Below are 19341 nucleotides of genomic sequence, written 5' to 3' on the forward strand. Positions count from 1 at the left end.
CCGGCGACCCAACGAAATCCTCCGCATGAACATTGCCCTCGAGCGCCCCGACCAGCCCGACGTCATCCAGCTCATCGACGACCTCGATGCGTACCAGAAGCCGCTGTATTCGCCCGAGAGCCACCATGGCATCGACATTGCGGCACTGTCGGCGATGCACGTGCTGTTCGCGGTGGCGCGCGACGAAGCGGGCACGGCCATCAGCTGCGGCGCCCTCGTCATGAACCCCGGCTACGGCGAACTCAAGCGCATGTATGTGCGCCCGCAAAACCGCGAGCAAGGCGTTGCGGCGAAGATGCTGAGCTTTCTCGAAGGCGAAGCCACGGCGCGCGGTTGCACCCTGTTCCGGCTGGAGACGGGCGTGAGCCAGCCAGAGGCGCTCGCGTTCTATGCGCGCGCGGGGTATGCGCGGCGCGAGCGCTTCGGCGACTATCCCGACGATCCGTTGAGCGTGTTCATGCAAAAGACGACGAATCGTGGCGCACGGTTCATCGATTGAGGCGTGAGGCGTGAGGCGTTGACTCAGGGTTTTTCCTAATCCTGGGGCATGTCGAATCGCAACGGGCTCATCCGACGTAACCACAGAGGGTCGTCCTCTGTTCTTCAGGAGTAAGCAACCATGGCTACCAACATTGTTCGTCTGCACCGCGTCCTGCGCACCTCCCCCGACCGGCTCTATCGTGCCTTCGTGGAGGCCGGCGCGTTCGAGCGCTGGCTGCCGCCCTTCGGCTTCACCGGCAAGGTCCACACCATGGAGCCCGTGGTGGGCGGCGCCTGGCGCATGTCCTTCACCAACTTCGGCACCGGCCACAGCCACTCGTTCGGCGGCAAGTATCTGGAACTCGTTCCCGGCCAGCGCATTGCCTACGACGCCAGCTTCGACGATCCCCATCTTCCAGGCACGATGAAGACCACCGTGACCCTGACCGCGGTGTCCTGCGGCACCGACATGTCCGTCGTGCAGGAAGGCATCCCCGACGTGATTCCCGCCGAGATGTGCTACCTGGGCTGGCAGGAATCGCTGATCGCGCTGGCCCAACTGGTCGAGCCGAACATTCCGGGTTGAGGCGCTTGCGCTTCGAAACCGTTTGAAGGGCGGCGCGGCGTGCCCGCGCCGGCGTCACCCATGCCGCGCCTCACAGCCGGCAAATCCCTCGAGCCCGGCCAGTTCTTCCAGAATGGGGCACTCGGGACGCTCGTCACCTTCGCAGCAGTGGGCCAGGCGCTCCAGCAGGCGCTTCATGTGCGCGAGCTCTTCGATCCGCTGGGCCAGTTCCTCGGCCCGTTCGAGCGCGACGCGCTTCACATCGAAACTCGCGCGGCGCCCGTCTTGCCACAGAGCATGCAGCTCGACGACTTCCGCTGTGTCGAAGCCCAGCGTGTGCGCCCGTCGTACGAAGCGCAGTGTCGACACGGTTTGCTCGTCGTAGAGATGGCCGTCCGCGTCGGTGCCGTCGAGCAGCCCGAGCGATTCGCAGTCGTGCAGCAGTTGCGCGGACGCACCGGAGCGGGCAACCACGTCGGCAAGGGATAGGCGCGCCGCAGCAGTCGGCGCCGTGGGATGTCCCATGAAGTTCTCCTTCGAACCAAAACGCAAAAGTCTCAGCCTTCACACCATGGCAGAGTCAAGCCGCCGCATGACCTTGGCGCGCAAGGGGGTCAGGCTCGCTGAGTTCACTGCGAGTCGGGTTGAATTGCTCCGTTTCGCTTGCTTTAAGCGGCACGATGAGTTTTTCGAGACCTGCCCGCCTGGCTTGTCCACCCCGGGCAAACCCTCAAATGCCCCCTCTCTTCTGGCCCGGTATTTGCGTCTACGATCGGAAATGACAGAAAATTTTCTTATCTGTCATATATTTGTAAATTCATTTTCATCACTAGCACCCTTCGAGGTGCATCGCCTGCCCCATGAGCACCAACGTCGACACCAATGGCACCACCGTGGCCCAGCGCATCGCGCAGGCGTTGCCGCGGCTGACGCGTTCGCACCGGCAGGTGGCCGACTTCGTGCTCGAGCACCCGCTGCAGGTTGCGACGCTGCCCATCGACGAGCTGGCAACCGCGGCGGGCGTATCGGTCGCCACGGCCAACCGCTTCGCGCGGGCGTTGGATTTCGACGGCTACGCCACCTTCCGCGCCGAACTCGTGCGCGGCTTCGAGTCGCTGGTGGCGCCGGTCGAACGGCTGCGCGGCAACCTGGAGCGCCCGACCACGGTCGCCGAGGTGTTCGCCACGGCGCTCGACGAGAGCCGCCGCAACATCGAGGCCACGCGCCAGTCGCTGGACTACGCGGCTTGCGAGGCCGCGGTGCAGCGCATCCTGAAGGCACGCTCGATCTACATCGGCGGCTTCGGCGCCAGCGCCTGGCTCGCGGGGCTGCTGCAACACGGCCTCGATGGCTCGTGCAGCGACGTGCGCATGCTCTCCAGCGTGAGCGGCATCACCCATGCGGCGCGCACGCTGATGCACGCGGGGCCGCAAGACCTGTTCATCGGCCTGACCTTTCCGCGCTACCTCACCGACACGGTGGCGCTGGCGCAGATCGCGCGCGGCCAGGGCTGCGCGGTGCTCGCGCTGACCGACCGTCCCAGCTCACCGCTCGCGCCGCTGGCCGACGTGGTGCTGTATTGCCAGACCGAAACCAGCTACCGCCCCAACTGCGAAACCAGCGTGCTCGCGCTGATCGAAGCGCTGACCAGCGCGGTCGCCCTGCGCGCGCCGGGCGCGGCGCAATCGGCCGGCCGCATCCTGCAGGCAGTGCGCCCGTGGCTGCACGGCGGACTGGGCCAGGGCCATGTGCGCGGCGAGGTCTCCATGCCATCCCTGTCTGCCGCCGTCGCTTCCGACGCCGGCAGGAAAAAGAAGAAAGCTTCCCGATGAAGAACGTCACGCCCGTCATCGCCATCCACGGCGGCGCCGGCACCATCAGCGCCTCGACGACCAACCCCGAGCAGGCGCAGGCCTACCACGACGCGCTGCAGGCCATCGTGCGCGCCGCGCAGGCCGCGCTGCTCAAGGGCATGTCCGCGCTCGACGCCACCTGCCTGGCGGTCGAGATGCTCGAAGACTGCCCGCTCTTCAATGCCGGCTACGGCGCGGTGTTCACGCACGAGGAAACGCACGAGCTCGACGCGGCCGTGATGGACGGCGCCACGCTCGCCGCCGGCGCCATCGCCGGCGTGAGCCACGTGCGCCGCCCGGTGCGCGCCGCGCGCGCCGTGCTGGAGGACGGCGCCCACGTGCTGCTGGCCGGTGCGGGCGCCGAGGCCTTCGCGCGCGACCGCGGCCTGGAGATGGTCGAGCCCTTCTTCTTCTCGACCGACGCGCGCCGCCAGCAGCTGTACCGCGTGCGCGACACGGGCCGCGTGGTCACCGACCACGAAGGCGCCGCCATGACCAAGCCGCCGCTGAACGAAGACAAGAAGTTCGGCACCGTCGGCGCCGTGGCGCTCGACATCCACGGCCACCTGGCCGCCGCCACCTCGACCGGCGGCATGACCAACAAGCGCGTGGGCCGCGTCGGCGATACGCCGCTCATCGGCTCCGGCACCTACGCCGACGACCGCACGGCCGCTATTTCGTGCACCGGCAGCGGCGAAATGTTCATCCGCGTCGCAGCCGCGTACGACATCTGCGCGCGCATGGCCTACGGCGGCGCCACGCTCGAAGCGGCCACGCACGCCGTGGTGCACCAGTCGCTGCCCGCCATCGGCGGCACCGGCGGGCTGATCGCCGTCGACCGCCACGGCAACCTGAGCCTGGCCTTCAACACCGAAGGCATGTACCGAGGCCACGCGCGCGGCGACGAAGCGCCCCATACGGCCATCTTCGCCTGACGACGCACCAACGTACGCCCCCAATTTTTCTTCGCACTCCCATGTCCACCCCTGTCCTCGCCCTGCCGGACGGCCGCGTTCTCGCCGTCGACGACCTCACCGTTCGCTTCTCGACCTCCGAGCGCACGGTTGATGCCGTCAAGAAGCTGTCCTTCCACGTCGACCACGGCGAAACGCTCGCGGTAGTGGGCGAATCGGGCTCGGGCAAGTCGGTCACCTCGCTCGCGCTGATGCGGCTCGTGGAGCATGGCGGTGGGCGCATCCTCGATGGGCGCATGACCTTCCGCCGCCGCAACGGCGAAGTGCTCGACCTCGCGCAGGCACGCGACACCACGATGCGCAACATCCGCGGCGCGGACATCGCGATGATCTTCCAGGAGCCGATGACATCGCTGAACCCGGTGTTCACGGCCGGCGAGCAGATTGCCGAGGCCATCCGCATCCACCAGGGCAAGAGCGACTCGGCCGCGCGCGCGGAAGCCTTGCGCATGCTGGAGCTGGTGCGCATTCCTGAAGCGCGCAATGTGCTCGACCGCTTTCCGCACCAGCTGTCGGGCGGCATGCGCCAGCGCGTGATGATCGCAATGGCGCTGTCGTGCAAGCCGCAGCTGCTGATTGCCGACGAGCCGACCACCGCGCTCGACGTGACGATCCAGGCGCAGATCCTCCAGCTCATCCGCGAGCTGCAGAAAGAAATGCGCATGGGCGTGCTCTTCATCACGCACGACATGGGCGTGGTCGCCGAAATCGCCGACCGCGTGCTCGTGATGTACCGCGGCGACAAGGTGGAAGCCGGCAGTTCTGACACCGTGTTCGCGGCACCGCAGCACCCCTACACCAAAGCGCTGCTGTCGGCCGTGCCCAAGCTCGGCGCGATGCAGGGCACCGACCTGCCGGCCAAGTTCGAACTGCTGCGCACCGAGGCCAACGCCGACACCGTGCCCGTCGAGGCGCCCACGCAGCAAGACACGGTGCGCCAGGACACCGGCCCCATTCTTCGCGTGCGCGACCTCGTCACGCGCTTCGACGTGCGCAGCGGCATCTTCGGCCGCGTGAAGCGCCGAGTGCATGCGGTGGAAAAGATCAGCTTCGACCTGTACCCCGGCGAGACGCTGGCGCTGGTCGGCGAATCGGGCTGCGGCAAGTCGACCACTGGCCGCTCGCTGCTGCGCCTGGTCGAAAGCCAGAGCGGCGCGATCGAGTTCGGCGGCAAGAACATCCGCGAGCTGCCCACGCGCGAGCTGCAGGCGCTGCGCCGCAATATCCAGTTCATCTTCCAGGACCCGTTCGCCTCGCTCGATCCGCGCGTGACGGTGGGCTTCTCGATCATGGAGCCGCTGCTCATCCACGGCATTGCCAAGGGCGCCGAGGCGCAGCAGCGCGTCGACTGGCTGCTGCAGAAGGTCGGCCTGCCGCCCGAGGTGGCGCAGCGCTATCCGCACGAGTTCTCGGGCGGCCAGCGGCAGCGCATTGCGATTGCACGCGCGCTCGCGCTCAACCCCAAGGTGGTGGTGGCCGACGAATCGGTGTCGGCGCTGGACGTGTCGATCCAGGCGCAGATCGTCAACCTGATGCTCGACCTGCAGCGCGAGTTGGGCGTGGCCTTCCTTTTCATCTCGCACGACATGGCGGTGGTGGAACGCATCAGCCACCGCGTGGCCGTGATGTACCTGGGCCAGATCGTCGAGATCGGCCCTCGCCGCGCCGTCTTCGAGGCGCCGCAGCACGCCTACACGCGCAAGCTGATGGCCGCGGTGCCGGTGGCCGACCCGTCGCGCCGCCACAAGCCGCGCGCGCTGCTCGAAGGCGAGATCCCCAGCCCGATCCGCGCGGTGGGCGACGAGCCCGAGGTGCCGCCGCTGGTGCAGGTCGCGCCCGGCCACTTCGTTGCACGGCACGCCATCGGCGGCGCTTTCTGATTTTTCAACCCGCAGGCCCTCCTGCTTTTTTCCTCGAACCGACTGGAGTTCTTTCCATGAAGCAATCTTCTTCCTCTCTGCGATGGGCATCGGCATTGCTGGGCCTGGCCGCGTTGGCCGCATCGGGCACGGCACTGGCCGCGAAAGACGTGGTGCTGTCGATCGCCGCGCAGCCCGAGACGCTGGACCCCTACAACACCAACACCACCCTGACCACCGCCGTCACCAAGACCTTCTATGAAGGCCTGTTCCAGTTCGACAAGGACCTGAAGGTGCAGAACGTGCTCGCCGAGAGCTACGACGTCTCGAAAGACGGCCTGGTCTACACCATCAAGCTGCGCAGCGGCGTCAAGTTCCACGACGGCACCGACTTCAACGCCGAAGCCGTCAAGGTCACGCTCGACCGCGTGCTCAACCAGGACAACAAGCTGCTGCGCTACAACCAGTTCAACCGCGTGGGCAAGGTCGAAGCGGTGAACCCCAGCACCGTGCGAATCACGCTGAAGGAGCCCTTCGGCCCCTTCATCAACTCGCTGGCCCACGCATCGGCCGCCATGATCTCGCCCACCGCGCTGAAGAAGTGGGGCAACAAGGACATCGCCTTCCACCCCGTGGGCACGGGCCCCTTCGAATTCGTCGAGTGGAAGCAGACCGAAGCCGTCAAGGCCAAGAAGTTCGACGGCTACTGGAAGAAGGGCTACCCGAAGGTCGACAACGTCTCGTGGAAGCCTGTGCTCGAGAACAACACGCGCGCCGCGATGCTGCAGACCGGTGAGGCCGACTTCGCGTTTCCCATTCCCTATGAGCAGGCCGAGCTGCTGAAGAAGAGCGACAAGCTCGAAGTGACGACTACGCCTTCGATCATCACGCGCTTTCTCACGTTCAACGTGCTGCAGAAACCATACGACAACCCCAAGGTGCGCGAGGCCATCGGCTACGCCATCAACAAGGACGCGCTCGCCAAGGTTGCCTTCAGCGGCTTCGCATTCCCGGCGCAGGGCTTTGTGCCGCAGGGCGTCAAGTTCGCCGAAAAGATGGCGCCAATCGGCTACGACGTCAAGAAGGCAAAGCAACTGCTGACCGAAGCAGGCTATCCGAACGGCTTCGAGTCGGTGCTCTGGAGCCACTACAACAACACGACTTCTCAGAAGGTCATTCAGTTCGTGCAGCAGCAGCTCGCACAGGTGGGCATCAAGCTGCAGGTGCAGGCGCTCGAAGTGGGGCAGCGCACCGAATGGGTCGAAACCTGGGCCGATCCAGCGACCGCCAAGGTACGCATGTACTACGTGGGCTGGTCGTCTTCCACCGGGGAAGCCGACTGGGCACTGCGCCCGCTATTCGCCTCGGAAGCCTGGCCGCCGAAGCTCGCCAACTACGCGTACTACAAGAACGATCTGGTCGACGGCAACATCGCCAAGGCCCTCGCCGCGGTGGACGACAAGGAGAAGGCTGCGCTCTACAAGGCGGCTCAGGAACAGCTCCAGAAGGATCTGCCGCGTATTCCTCTGGTCACCGAGCAGAACCTGTCGGCGCACGCCAAGCGTCTCTCGGGCGTGTTCGTGATGCCTGACGGCAACATCAACATCGACGCGATCGCCACGTCGAACTGATCCCGGCTCCTCGTTTCCTGACTGACTGCCCGACGGCCGATGGCATGCCGCCATCGCCCGCCCGCGGCAACCGCACCCCATGCTGAATTACTTCCTCAAACGACTGTTGGGCCTGATCCCCACGCTGCTCATCGTGGCGGTGCTGGTGTTCCTGTTCGTCCACATGCTGCCCGGCGACCCGGCGCGACTTGCCGCCGGCCAGGACGCCGACGAGCAGACCGTGGCCATGGTCCGCGCGGAGCTCGGGCTGGACAAGCCGCTGCCGCAGCAGTTCGTGAACTTCTTCTCCCACATGCTGCAGGGCGACTTCGGCACCTCCATCCGCACCCGGCGGCCGGTGTCGGCGGAGATCGGCGAACGCTTCTTCCCGACGGTGATGCTGACCATCACCAGCATGGTGTGGGCGGTGATCTTCGGCATGGGCATCGGCATCGTGTCGGCGGTGTACCGCAACAAATGGCCGGACCGGCTGGGCATGACGCTCGCCGTGTCGGGCATCTCTTTCCCCGCATTTGCACTCGGCATGCTGCTGATGCAGATCTTCTCGGTCCAGCTCGGCTGGCTGCCCACGGTGGGGGCCAGCAGCTGGAAGCACTACATCCTGCCCTCGATCACGCTGGGCGCGGCCGTGGCGGCCGTGATGGCGCGCTTCACGCGGGCCTCCTTCGTCGAGGTGATCCAGGAAGACTTCGTGCGCACCGCGCGCGCCAAGGGCGTGCACGAATCCAGCGTGGTGTTCAAGCACACGCTGCGCAACGCGCTGATCCCGGTGGTCACGATGATGGGCCTGCAGTTCGGCTTCCTGCTGGGCGGCTCGATCCTGGTCGAGGCCGTCTTCAACTGGCCGGGCCTCGGGCGCCTGCTGGTCGATGCCGTGCAGATGCGCGACTACCCCGTGATCCAGACGCTGGTGCTGCTGTTCTCGCTCGAATTCATTTTGATCAACCTGGTGGTGGACGTGCTCTACGGCTACATCAACCCCACCATCCGCTACAAGTGAGGCAGCCGACATGACGCAAGCCACCGGCGTGACCGCCGAATCGATCACTCCGCCCGTGGTGGCGGTTCAAACCGCGGGCAAGGTCCGCACGCCCTGGGGCGAATGCTGGCGCCGCTTCAAGAAGCAACCTGTGGGCATCGTCGCCGCGGTGTTCGTGCTGCTGCTGGTGTTCGTCGCGGTGTTCGCACCTTGGATCGTGCCCTTCGATCCGGAGAACTTCTTCGACTACGACATGCTCAACACCGGCCCCTCGGCCGTGCACTGGTTCGGCGTCGATCCACTCGGGCGCGACATCTTCAGCCGAATCCTGGCCGGCGCGCGCATCTCGCTGATGGCGGGCTTCCTGTCAGTGGTGCTGGGCGGCATCATCGGCACCGCCTTCGGCCTGCTGGCCGGCTACTACGAAGGCTGGTGGGACCGCATCGTGATGCGCATCTCCGACGTGCTGTTCGCCTTCCCCGGCATTCTTCTCGCGCTCGGCGTGGTCGCCATCCTGGGCAGCAGCATGACCAACGTGGTGGTGGCCGTGTCGGTGTTCAGCGTGCCGGCGTTCGCGCGGCTCGTGCGCGGCAACACGCTGGTGCTCAAGCAGCAGACCTACATCGAGGCCGAGCGCAGCATCGGCGCATCCGACTGGACCATCATCGTGCGGCACATCCTGCCGGGCACCATCTCCTCGATCGTGGTGTATTTCTCGATGCGCGTCGGCACGTCGATCATCACGGCGGCCAGCCTCTCCTTCCTGGGCATGGGCGCGCAGCCGCCGACGCCCGAATGGGGCGCGATGCTCAGCGAGGCCCGCGCCGACATGGTGACCTCGCCGCACGTGGCGCTGTTCCCCAGCCTGGCCATCTTCTTCACCGTGCTCGCCTTCAACCTGCTCGGCGATGCGCTTCGCGACGCGCTCGATCCGAAGATCGACCGCCAGTAGCCCGCTTTTTCTTCATGCCATCGACGACCTCCCTGCCCTTCATCGGCAACCTGCTCCAGGGCGCGCGCAATGCCATCACCGACGTCGCGGGCGTCACCGTGGGTCACCAGACGCTCAGCGACGGTGCCGTGCAGACCGGCGTGACGGTGATCCGGCCCCACGCGGGAGACCCGTTCCGCGACAAGGTGCCCGCGGCCGCCGTGGTGCTCAACGGCTTCGGCAAGAGCGTGGGGCTGGTGCAACTCGCCGAACTCGGCGTGCTCGAGACGCCAATCGCGCTGACCAACACCTTCTCGGTCGGCACGGTGGCCACGGCGCAGATCCGGCATTGCGTTGCGGCGAACCCCGAGAGCGGCCGGTCGCTGCCGACGGTAAACCCGCTGGTCTTCGAGTGCAACGACGGCTTCCTCAACGACATCCAACGGCTGGCTGTGACCGAGTCGGACTACCTGCGTGCGCTCGGCAACGCCGGCGTCGACTTCGCGCAAGGCTCGGTCGGCGCGGGACGCGGCATGTCGAGCTTCCAGCTCAAGGGCGGCATCGGGAGCGCATCGCGCCGCGTCTCGGCCCCCGACAGCGCGGTGCACACCGTCGGCGCACTGGTGCTGGCGAACTATGGGCGCCAGCCGCAACTGGTGCTGGCGGGGCATGCGGTCGGCGAGCGATTGGCGACGCAAGGCTCGGCCGAATGCAAGGAGCCTGAAAAGGGCTCGATCATCATCGTCGTCGCCACCGACGCGCCGCTCGATGCGCGCCAGTTGCGCCGCCTCGCGCTGCGCGCGGGCGCGGGGCTGGCCCGCACGGGCTCGGTCTTCGGGCACGGCAGCGGCGACATCGTGCTGGCTTTTTCCACCGCCTACACCGTGCCCGACCAGGTCGAGCGGCCGATGCCGGTCCTGGCGATGCTGCACGACGGGCTGCTCGACGGCCTCTTCCAGGCCGCGGCCGACAGCACCGAGCAGGCGATCATCCATGCGCTGTGGCGCGCCGAGGCCGTGACCGGCCGTGACGGCAACCACCGCGCCGCGCTGAGCGAACTCCTGCCCGCAGCCACCTTTTCTTCTCGAGCCTGACCTGATCGCACCGCCCATGAAAGTCCTGATCTCCACCGACATCGAAGGCGTCGCCGGCGTCTATCACTCCGAGCAAGTGCGCGCGGGCAACCCCGAGTACGAGCGTGCGCGCCTGTTGATGGCGCAGGAGGCCAACGCGGCGATTGCCGGTGCCTTCGACGCGGGTGCCACCGAAGTGCTGGTGAACGACTCGCACGGCGGCTTTCGCAACATGCCGCCCGACGTGCTCGACGCGCGCGCCCGCGTGGTGCAGGGCAAGCCGCGCTACCTGAGCATGGTGGCCGGGGTCGAGGAAGGCGTCGACGCGGTCTGCATGGTGGGCTATCACTCGCGCGCGCAGGGGCGCGGCATCCTGGCGCACACGATCAACAGCTTTGCCTTTGCAAGCATCTCGCTCGGCGGGCAGGAGTTGGGCGAAGCCGGGCTCTACGGCGCGCTGGCCGGGGAATATGGCGTGCCTGTAGTGATGGGCAGTGGAGACGACGTGTTCATTGCCGAGAACCGGCCGCTCTTTCCGCACGCGACCTTCGTCGAAACCAAGAAGGCCACGGGGTGCAACAGTGGCGTATCGCTGTCACCCGAGCAATCCCGACGAGCAATTCGCGCGGGCGTGGAAGAAGCGCTGGCCGCCCGCTCCCGGGCGAAGCCGCTCGTCTTCGAGGGCCCGCAGACCGTGACGCTGCGCGCCCAGTCGCCCGCGCTGGCCGACCTGTTCTGCCAGTGGCCGGCTTTCGAGCGCGTGGACGGCGTCACGCTTCGTTTCACCGCCGAGACGGTCGAAGCCGCGGTGCGCATGCTGAATTGCTGCTCGGCCATGTCGTCGATGCTGCGCTAAAGCATTACGCCCTCTTCCAGGGCGAACAGGAAAACAGGCCCGGGGACATCCCGGCCTCGCCGCGGGGCTTATCCTTGCCCATGCAGGGCACCCGCGCCCTTATCCGGAATAAGCATCCAACCGTCCCGCAACCCGCATGGATGCTGGGGAATAAGCTTATCCGCATAAGGCGCGAACCAAAAAATAGTTTGTTTCCATAAGGCCGGCTTTCAGAATCTCGGCTTCTTGCTGGGGCGATGGACGCACTGCACTTCAAGACACACGCACGATGTACCAATACACAGAATTCGACCGACAGTTCGTTCATCAACGAGCCGCCCAATTCCGAGACCAGCTCGAGCGCTGGCAAAAAGGCCGTCTTCACGAGGACGAGTTCCGCCCCCTTCGGCTGCAAAACGGCTGGTATGTCCAGCGCTACGCGCCGATGCTGCGCGTGGCCGTGCCTTACGGCGAGCTCTCCAGCCGCCAGATCCGCGTGCTGGCCCGCATCGCCCGGGAGTACGACGAGCCCGAAGCCGAGGTCTACAAAAAGGCCGTCGAGACGCAGGGCCTGCTCGGCAGCCACAAGCTCCCGACGCACTACGCCCATTTCTCGACGCGCCAGAACGTCCAGTACAACTGGATTCCGCTCGCCAAGTCGGCCGACGTGATGGACCTGCTGGCTTCGGTCGACATGCACGGCATCCAGACCAGCGGCAACTGCATCCGCAACATCACGAGCGACGAGCGCGCCGGCATTGCCGTCGACGAAATCGCCGATCCGCGCCCGTTCGCGGAAATCATGCGGCAGTGGAGCACGCTACACCCCGAGTTCGCGTTCCTGCCGCGCAAGTTCAAGATCGCCATCACCGGCGCCACCGAAGACCGCGCCGCGACCGGCTGGCATGACGTGGGCCTGCACATCGTGAAGAACGCGGCCGGCGAAATCGGCTTCCGCGTGCAGGTGGGCGGCGGCATGGGCCGCACCCCCATCATCGGCACCGTGCTGCGCGAGTTCCTGCCGTGGCAGCAGATCATGAATTACCTCGAAGCGGTGATTCGTGTGTACAACCGCTATGGCCGCCGCGACAACATCTACAAGGCGCGCATCAAGATCCTGGTGAAGGCCGAGGGCCAGCGCTACATCGACGACGTCGACGCCGAGTACAAGCAGATCCTCGAGCACGACGGCGCGCCGCACACCATCACGCAGGAAGAGTACGACCGCGTGGCCGCATCCTTCGTGCCGCCGACGCTCGCCACCCGCGTGCTGCAAAGCGCCGAGAAGACCGACGCCGAGCTGCGCGCCCAGGCCGCCGACGACGTCATGTTCGCCCGCTGGCTGGCGCGCAACGTGGCGCCACACAAGAACCCCGCGCTGCGCGCCGTGACGCTGTCGTTCAAGCGCCTGAAACAGGCGCCCGGCGATGCCTCGGCCGACCAGCTCGACACGCTCGCGCAATTGGCCGACCGCTTCTCGGCCGGCGAAGCCCGCGTGACGCACGACCAGAACGTCGTGCTGCCCTGGGTGCATGCCGAAGACCTGCATGCGCTGTGGCTTGCCGCCCGCGCTGCCGGCTTTGCCAGCGCCAACGTGCACCTGCTGACCGACATGATCGCCTGCCCCGGCGGCGACTTCTGCGCGCTGGCCAATGCGCGCTCCATTCCCATCGCCGAAGCGATCACCGAGCGCTATCAGGACCTCGACGAGCTCGACGACCTGGGCGAGATCGACCTGCACATCAGCGGCTGCATCAACTCGTGCGGCCACCACCACAGCGGCCACATCGGCATCCTGGGCGTCGACAAGGACGGCAAGGAGTGGTACCAGGTCACCCTCGGCGGCTCCGACGGCTCCGCGCTCAGCGGTACGCCGCAGGCCGGCAAGGCGGTCGGCCCCTCGTTCTCGGCGGCAGAAGTGCCGGGCGTGATCGAGGCCGTGCTCACCGCGTACCGCGACACCCGCGAGAGCGGCGAGAACTTCATCGACACGCTGCGCCGCGTGGGCCATGACCCGTTCAAGGCCGCGGCCAACGGTGCGCGTTTCAAGGTGGAGGAAGCAGCATGAAGAAGAACCTGAACATCCTGGCCGCCGAAGAACATGTGGACGACGGCGACCCGAAAGTGCTGCAGTTGCCGAACGACGCAGACCCGCTCGCCATCGAGGTGTGCCTGGAAGACATCGAGCGCATCGACCTGAACTTTCCGAAGTTCACCGACGGCCGCGCCTACAGCCAGGCCTTCCTGCTGCGCCGCCGCCTGGGCTTCAAGGGCGACATCCGCGCCACCGGCGACGTGCTGATCGACCAGCTGGTGCAGATGGAACGCACCGGCTTCTCCAGCGCCGTGCTCAAGGAAGGCGTGGACGCCTCCGACGCGCAGCGCCAGTTCGACCGCTTCGCCGCGTTCTACCAGGGCGATGCGGTGAAGACCGCGCCGCACTTCGTGGCCGGCGCCTGAACCCCGAGAGACCTTCAGCCATGAGCATGGACCTCACCAAAATCAACGCCGAACTCGGCCGCAACGCCGAGGGCCTGGTGGACTGGGCGATCGGCCTGGGGCAGCCCACCATCGTCACCACCAACTTCCGCCCGTTCGAGGCGGTGATCCTGCACATGGTCACGCGCGCCAAGCGGGATGTTCCCGTGGTCTGGATGGACAACGGCTACAACACCGAGGCCACCTACCGCTTTGCCGACGAGGTGACGAAGCAACTGGGCCTGGACCTGCACATCTACCTGCCGCGCCGCTCGCGTGCGCATCGCGAAGCGGTGGAAGGCCCGACGCCGGCGCTCGACGATCCGCGCCATGCCGCCTTCACGGAAGAAGTGAAGCTCGAGCCCTTTGCCCGCGCGCTGCGCGAGACGGCACCCAAGGTCTGGTTCACCGCGCTGCGGGCCACCGATACGGCCGTGCGTGCGCAGATGGACCCGGTCAGCGTCAATCCGGACGGCCTCATCAAGGTCGCGCCGCTGCTGCACTGGTCGTCCAAGGAGCTGTACGAGTACTGCGAGGCGCATGGCCTGCCGAACAACTTCGATTACGTGGACCCGACCAAGGGCGAAGACAACCGCGAGTGCGGATTGCATCTTGCGCACTGAGAGCCAAGGTCTCACCGATTCACCGCATCCAGCATCCCCTCCGATGAACGCCCGTACCGAAACCGAACTGCTGCAGCCGCCCATGCACTCTCCCGCGCGCCTGTCCAACACGCACCTCGATGCACTCGAAGAAGAAACCGTCTTCATCCTGCGCGAGGTCGCGGCCGCCTTCGAGCGGCCCACCCTGCTGTTCTCGGGCGGCAAGGATTCGCTGGTGCTGCTGAAGTGCGCGGAAAAGGCCTTTGGCGCCGGCCGCATTCCCTATCCGCTGCTGATGATCGACACCGGCCACAACTTCCCCGAAGTGACCGACTACCGCGACCAGCGCGCGAAGGAGCTGGGCGCCGAACTGATCGTGCGCAGCGTCGAAGACTCGATGAAGCGCGGCACCGTGCGCCTCGCGCACCCCGGCGAATCGCGCAATGCGCACCAGTCGGTGACGCTGCTCGAAGCCATCGAGGAGTTCCGCTTCGACGCGCTGATCGGCGGCGCCCGTCGCGACGAGGAAAAGGCCCGCGCCAAGGAGCGCATCTTTTCGCACCGCGACTCCTTCGGCCAATGGCAGCCCAAGGACCAGCGCCCCGAGCTGTGGACGCTGTTCAACACGCGCCTCGCTCCCGGCGAGCACTTCCGCGTGTTCCCGATCTCGAACTGGACCGAGCTCGATGTGTGGCAATACATCGAGCGCGAACACGTCGGCCTGCCGTCGATCTACTACACGCACAAGCGTGAAGTGGTCGAGCGCCGCGGCCTGCTGGTGCCGGTGACCGGGCTGACCCCGGCGCGCGACGGCGAAACCGTGCAGGTGCGCGACGTGCGCTTCCGCACCGTGGGCGACATCACGACCACCTGCCCGGTCGAGAGCCTCGCGGCCGATGCGGGCGACGTGGTGCTCGAAACGCTGTCGGTCGACGTGAGCGAACGCGGCGCCACCCGGATGGACGACATGACCTCCGAAGCATCCATGGAAAAACGCAAGAAAGACGGTTACTTCTGATGAGCGCGACGACGACAGCCTCCCCCCAAGAACTCGCCGCTCACGGCGACACCGGCACCGCTCTGCGCTTCATCACCTGCGGCTCGGTCGACGATGGCAAGAGCACGCTGATCGGCCGCCTCCTGGTCGACAGCAAGACCGTGCTGCAGGACCAGCTCGCCGGCGTGCAGCGCGGCGGCGAGACCGACCTCGCCCTCCTGACCGACGGCCTCTCGGCCGAGCGCGAACAGGGCATCACGATCGACGTGGCCTACCGCTACTTCTCGACCGCCAAGCGCAAGTTCATCATCGGCGACGCGCCGGGCCATGAGCAGTACACGCGCAACATGGTCACGGCCGCCTCGGCCGCCGACGCTGCCGTGGTGCTGGTCGATGCGACCAAGCTGGCCTGGGCCGCCGAAGTGGAAGACGGCACGGTCGTCAAGCGCGAGCTGCTGCCGCAGACGCGCCGCCATTCGCTGCTGTGCCACCTGCTGCGCGTTCAGTCGATCGTGTTCGCGGTCAACAAGCTCGACGCCATCGACGACGCCGGACTCGCCTTCGAGCGCATCTCGGCCGCGCTGAACGCTTTTGCCGAAGCGGCCGGCGTGCAGGTCGCGGCCATCGTGCCGATCTCCGCGCTCAAGGGCTGGAACGTGGCCACGCGCCATGCCGACTGGGTCGGCTACGAAGGTCCGAGCCTGCTGGAGCTGCTCGAGGAACTGCCCGTGACGGCGCAGGACGAGGCCGTGCCTTTCGCCTTTCCGGTGCAGTGGGTCGAGAAGTTCTCGGCCTCCGCCGACACCTCGCAAGGCCGCCGCGTGTTCTGGGGCCGCGTCGCCTCGGGCCATGTGGAACCCGGACAGCGCGTGACCGTGCTGCCGAGCAACCAGACCGCCACGGTCGCGCAGGTGCTGAGCCATACGCGCCAGCCGAAGTCGGTGCATGCGGGCCACAGCGCCGGCATCGTGCTCGACCGCGAGGTCGACGTGTCGCGTGGCGACTGGCTGCTGGCGCCCGAGGCCTTCGAGCCGGTGCGCGAGATCACGGCCACCGTGGCCTGGCTCGACGACGAGCCTCTGGTCGCGGGCCGTGTGTACTGGGCGCTGCAGGGCCACCGCTGGGTCAAGGCCAAGGTGGCGCGCATCGTCGATCGCGTGAACATCACGACGCTCGAATCGGAGCCGGCAACGCAGCTGGAAGCCAATGCCATCGGCGACGTGGTGCTCGCGCTGCAGCAGCCGCTGGCCGTGCTGCCCTTCACGCAATCGCGTGCACTGGGCTCGCTGGTGCTGGTCGATACCGCCTCCCACAAGACCGCTGCTGCCGTGCTCGTGCAGCCTGCCGCCGCAAAGGCCTAAAATCAGGGGTTTTCCCCGATCAAACTGACGTTAAAAGACAAATGACCCACGTCGTCTCCGAAGCCTGCATCCGCTGCAAATACACCGACTGCGTGGACGTTTGCCCCGTCGACTGCTTCCGCGAAGGTCCCAACATGCTGGTGATCGATCCGGACGAGTGCATCGACTGCGCGGTCTGCATCCCCGAGTGCCCGGTCAACGCGATCTACGCCGAGGAAGACCTGCCGGCCAACCAGATCGCCTTCATCAAGATCAACGCCGAGCTGGCCCTGGCCGACGGCTGGAAGAGCATCACCAAGCGCAAGCCGGCGCTGCCTGACGCTGAAGAGTGGAAAGACAAGACCGACAAGGTCGGGGAGCTGGTGCGCTGAGCACGCAAGCCGCCCCGATCGAAACCGACGCCCTCATCATCGGCGCCGGTCCGGTCGGGCTGTTCCAGGCCTTCCAGCTCGGCCTGCTCGAGATCTCCTGCCACATCGTCGATGCGCTGCCCGCCGCGGGCGGCCAGTGCGTGACGCTCTACGGCAACAAGCCGATCTACGACATTCCCGGCACGCCGGTCACCAGCGGCCGCGGCCTCGCGCAATCGCTGCTGGAGCAGATTGCGCCCTTCAAGCCCCAATTCCATTTCGGCGAGCAGGTGGCCACGCTCGAAAGGCAGGCCGACGAACGGCTGCTGCTGACCACCTCGGCGGGCAGCGCTTTCCTGGCCAAGACAGTGTTCGTCGCGGCCGGCGTGGGGGCCTTCGTGCCCAAGCGCATCGCCATCGAGGGCATTGCGCAATTCGAGGGCGCATCGCTTTTCTATCACCCCGATTCGCTGGAGCGCTTTGGCGGCCAGACCGTGGTGGTCAACGGCGGTGACGACATCGCGCTCGAAACCGCCATCGCGCTCACGGCCGTTGCGAAGCAGGTCACGCTGGTCCACCGCCGCGATGGCTTCCAGGCCGACGAAACCACCGTTGCCTCAATGCGAGCCCTCGTGGCCGCGGGCAAGCTGGCCTTCCAGGTCGGCCAACCGACCGCATTCGACGGCAAGCAACTGCAGCTCACCACGCCCGATGCAACGACCGTCGATCTGCCGCTCGACGCGCTGATCGCCTGCCTGGGCATCTCCCCGCGCCTCGGCCCCATCGCCGACTGGGGCCTGGAACTCGAGCGCAAGCAGGTGCCCGTCGACACCGAGAAGTACGAAACCCGCGAGCGCGGCGTGTTCGCGGTAGGCGACATCAACACCTACCCGGGCAAGAAAAAACTCATCGTCTGCGGCTTCCACGAAGCCACGCTGGCGGCCTGGGGCGCCACGGCCATCGTCTTTCCGGGCAAAGCCGTGCCGCTGCAGTACACGACCACCAGCACGCGGCTGCACGAGCTGCTGGGCGTGGCTACTGCCCGCGAGGCAACAGCGCGCGGTACTCGCCGATGAAGCTGCCGATGGCGGCAACGTAGCGGTCGATGTCCGCATCGGTCAAGGGCAGCGACAGCACGACAAAGCCGCGCGGCGAGGCATAGATGCCCTGCTCCAGCAGGTGGAAGAACAGCAGCTGCCGAAGCCGTCCGTCGACCGCCGCCAGGTCGTCCACGCGGCGCACCTCGCCGCGCAGGAAATGCGCGTTCATCAGCGACCCCACGCCGGTGAACTGCATGGCCACATCCTCCGCCGCGCACAACGCATTGAGCCGCGCGCGCATCGCCTCGCCGCGCCCGGCCAGCGCGGCGGCCGCCTGGGGCGTGAACAGCTTCGTAAGCCCGGCATGGCCGGCCGCCATCGTCATCACGTTGTTGTTGAAGGTGCCCGAATGCGAGAGCGGCCCGGTGCGCGGGTCGAACAGCGCCATCACGTCGGCCCGCCCGCCGAAGGCGCCGAAGGACATGCCGCCGCCGATGTACTTGCCCAGCGTGGTCAGGTCCGACCGGATGCCCAGCCTGTTCGCCAGTCCGTGCGGCGCGAGGCGCGAGGTCATCACCTCGTCGAAGACCAGCAATGCGCCGACGCGCGTGGCCGACTCACGCAATGCCTGCAGGAAGTCGAGACGCCCCGGAATACAGCCGCTCGCCCCCTGCATCGGCTCGGCCAGAACAGCGGCGATCTCGGTGCCGTGCCTTTCGATCTGCTCGCGCGCTGCCTGCGTGTCGTTGTAGGGCAGCACCAGGAAGTCGAACGGCACGGTGGTCGGCAACGGCCTGGCGCCGAAACCCAGTACGCCGCCGTGGTAGCCGCCCGAGAACACCACGATCTTGCGGCGTCCCGTGAAATGCAGAGCCGCCGTCAACGCCATCAGGTTCGCTTCGGTTCCCGAATTGGTGAAGCGCAGCTGCTCGATCTGCGGAAAGCGCTCGCAGATGAGCCTTGCGAGCCGGCCTTCGAGCAGGTTGTGGCCCGTAAGGTTGATGCCGCTTTGCATCGCCTCGACGACGGCGTCGCGTATCTCGGGCGCCGAATGGCCATAGACGCCTGCCGTGTACTCGGCGATGAAGTCGGCATAGCGGTGGCCGTCGGCATCCCACAGCGCCGCGCCTTCGCCCCGGGCAATGGTGAGCGGAAACGGCGCATAGAACAGCACCGAGCGGCTATTGGCACCGGGCATGTAGCGCGCCTGTTCCTCGAACTGGCTGCGGCTGGCCGGGTTGCTGTCGGTGAAGCGCTGGTGCGCCCCTGCAAGGGCGCGGTCGGTGGCGGCATGGGTCATGGCTATGTCCTTCGGATGGCGAGGCGCTCGCCT

Annotated in this window: 19 protein-coding genes; 17 read left to right on the forward strand and 2 right to left on the reverse strand. The window is 66.8% G+C overall.

Annotated features, from left to right (window positions below):
* Positions 1-25: 25 nt before the first annotated feature.
* Positions 26-499, forward strand: coding sequence for a GNAT family N-acetyltransferase (locus tag AC1DFC_RS14690; protein WP_413331549.1), 474 nt, complete (start codon positions 26-28; stop codon positions 497-499).
* Positions 500-619: 120 nt separating this feature from the next.
* Entirely contained in the window at positions 620-1066 is a 447-nt protein-coding gene (locus AC1DFC_RS14695) for an SRPBCC family protein (protein ID WP_413331548.1), read from the forward strand.
* Positions 1067-1120: 54 nt separating this feature from the next.
* On the opposite strand, the gene AC1DFC_RS14700 is transcribed toward AC1DFC_RS14695, so the two are convergent.
* Positions 1121-1570, reverse strand: a complete 450-nt coding sequence (locus AC1DFC_RS14700; protein WP_478179476.1) for a MerR family DNA-binding protein — start codon at positions 1568-1570, stop codon at positions 1121-1123.
* A gap of 335 nt (positions 1571-1905) precedes the next feature.
* On the opposite strand from AC1DFC_RS14700, the gene AC1DFC_RS14705 reads away from it, so the two are divergent.
* From AC1DFC_RS14705 to AC1DFC_RS14775, 15 genes are all read left to right on the forward strand, one after another.
* Positions 1906-2877 carry a MurR/RpiR family transcriptional regulator gene (locus tag AC1DFC_RS14705; protein WP_478179477.1) on the forward strand — a complete coding sequence of 324 codons (972 nt, stop codon included), beginning with the start codon at positions 1906-1908 and terminating at the stop codon, positions 2875-2877.
* On the forward strand, positions 2874-3833 hold the full coding sequence (locus tag AC1DFC_RS14710; protein WP_478179478.1) for an isoaspartyl peptidase/L-asparaginase family protein: 960 nt from the start codon (positions 2874-2876) through the stop codon (positions 3831-3833). The genes AC1DFC_RS14705 and AC1DFC_RS14710 overlap by 4 nt, the downstream gene beginning before the upstream one ends.
* Before the next feature lie 41 nt (positions 3834-3874).
* On the forward strand, positions 3875-5752 hold the full coding sequence (locus AC1DFC_RS14715; protein ID WP_478179479.1) for a dipeptide ABC transporter ATP-binding protein: 1878 nt from the start codon (positions 3875-3877) through the stop codon (positions 5750-5752).
* 56 nt (positions 5753-5808) lie between these two features.
* Positions 5809-7362 (forward strand): glutathione ABC transporter substrate-binding protein GsiB, encoded by a 1554-nt coding sequence (gene gsiB, locus AC1DFC_RS14720; protein ID WP_478179480.1) that lies wholly within the window; start codon positions 5809-5811, stop codon positions 7360-7362.
* Positions 7363-7441: 79 nt separating this feature from the next.
* Entirely contained in the window at positions 7442-8362 is a 921-nt protein-coding gene (gene gsiC, locus AC1DFC_RS14725) for a glutathione ABC transporter permease GsiC (RefSeq protein ID WP_007839308.1), read from the forward strand.
* Between the two features lie 10 nt (positions 8363-8372).
* Positions 8373-9293: a glutathione ABC transporter permease GsiD gene (gene gsiD, locus AC1DFC_RS14730; protein ID WP_478179481.1), complete on the forward strand. Its 921-nt coding sequence runs from the start codon at positions 8373-8375 to the stop codon at positions 9291-9293.
* Positions 9294-9307: 14 nt separating this feature from the next.
* Positions 9308-10366 carry a P1 family peptidase gene (locus AC1DFC_RS14735; protein ID WP_413311565.1) on the forward strand — a complete coding sequence of 353 codons (1059 nt, stop codon included), beginning with the start codon at positions 9308-9310 and terminating at the stop codon, positions 10364-10366.
* Between the two features lie 16 nt (positions 10367-10382).
* A complete protein-coding gene (locus AC1DFC_RS14740; protein WP_007839305.1) occupies positions 10383-11201 on the forward strand; it encodes a M55 family metallopeptidase in 819 nt (272 codons plus the stop codon).
* Positions 11202-11469: 268 nt separating this feature from the next.
* Positions 11470-13248, forward strand: coding sequence for a nitrite/sulfite reductase (locus AC1DFC_RS14745; protein ID WP_478179482.1), 1779 nt, complete (start codon positions 11470-11472; stop codon positions 13246-13248).
* Positions 13245-13640 carry a DUF934 domain-containing protein gene (locus tag AC1DFC_RS14750; protein ID WP_007839303.1) on the forward strand — a complete coding sequence of 132 codons (396 nt, stop codon included), beginning with the start codon at positions 13245-13247 and terminating at the stop codon, positions 13638-13640. Before AC1DFC_RS14745 ends, AC1DFC_RS14750 begins: the two co-directional genes overlap by 4 nt.
* Positions 13641-13660: 20 nt before the next feature.
* On the forward strand, positions 13661-14281 hold the full coding sequence (locus AC1DFC_RS14755) for a phosphoadenosine phosphosulfate reductase domain-containing protein (RefSeq protein WP_007839299.1): 621 nt from the start codon (positions 13661-13663) through the stop codon (positions 14279-14281).
* Positions 14282-14324: 43 nt separating this feature from the next.
* Positions 14325-15278: a sulfate adenylyltransferase subunit CysD gene (gene cysD / locus AC1DFC_RS14760; RefSeq protein WP_007839298.1), complete on the forward strand. Its 954-nt coding sequence runs from the start codon at positions 14325-14327 to the stop codon at positions 15276-15278.
* Positions 15278-16618: a sulfate adenylyltransferase subunit 1 gene (locus AC1DFC_RS14765; RefSeq protein WP_413311560.1), complete on the forward strand. Its 1341-nt coding sequence runs from the start codon at positions 15278-15280 to the stop codon at positions 16616-16618. The genes cysD and AC1DFC_RS14765 overlap by 1 nt, the downstream gene beginning before the upstream one ends.
* A 41-nt stretch (positions 16619-16659) precedes the next feature.
* The gene (fdxA, locus tag AC1DFC_RS14770) at positions 16660-16989 is read left to right on the forward strand and encodes a ferredoxin FdxA (RefSeq protein WP_007839295.1); all 330 of its coding nucleotides are present in this window, start codon (positions 16660-16662) and stop codon (positions 16987-16989) included.
* The gene (locus AC1DFC_RS14775; RefSeq protein ID WP_478179483.1) at positions 16947-18044 is read left to right on the forward strand and encodes an NAD(P)/FAD-dependent oxidoreductase; all 1098 of its coding nucleotides are present in this window, start codon (positions 16947-16949) and stop codon (positions 18042-18044) included. The genes fdxA and AC1DFC_RS14775 overlap by 43 nt, the downstream gene beginning before the upstream one ends.
* Here AC1DFC_RS14775 and AC1DFC_RS14780 read toward each other — a convergent pair.
* Complete coding sequence (locus AC1DFC_RS14780; protein WP_007839293.1) at positions 18004-19308, reverse strand: aspartate aminotransferase family protein; 1305 nt, start codon at positions 19306-19308, stop codon at positions 18004-18006. The genes AC1DFC_RS14775 and AC1DFC_RS14780 overlap by 41 nt on opposite strands.
* Positions 19309-19341 lie beyond the last annotated feature (33 nt).

Source organism: Variovorax sp. 10L421 (assembly GCF_056395365.1).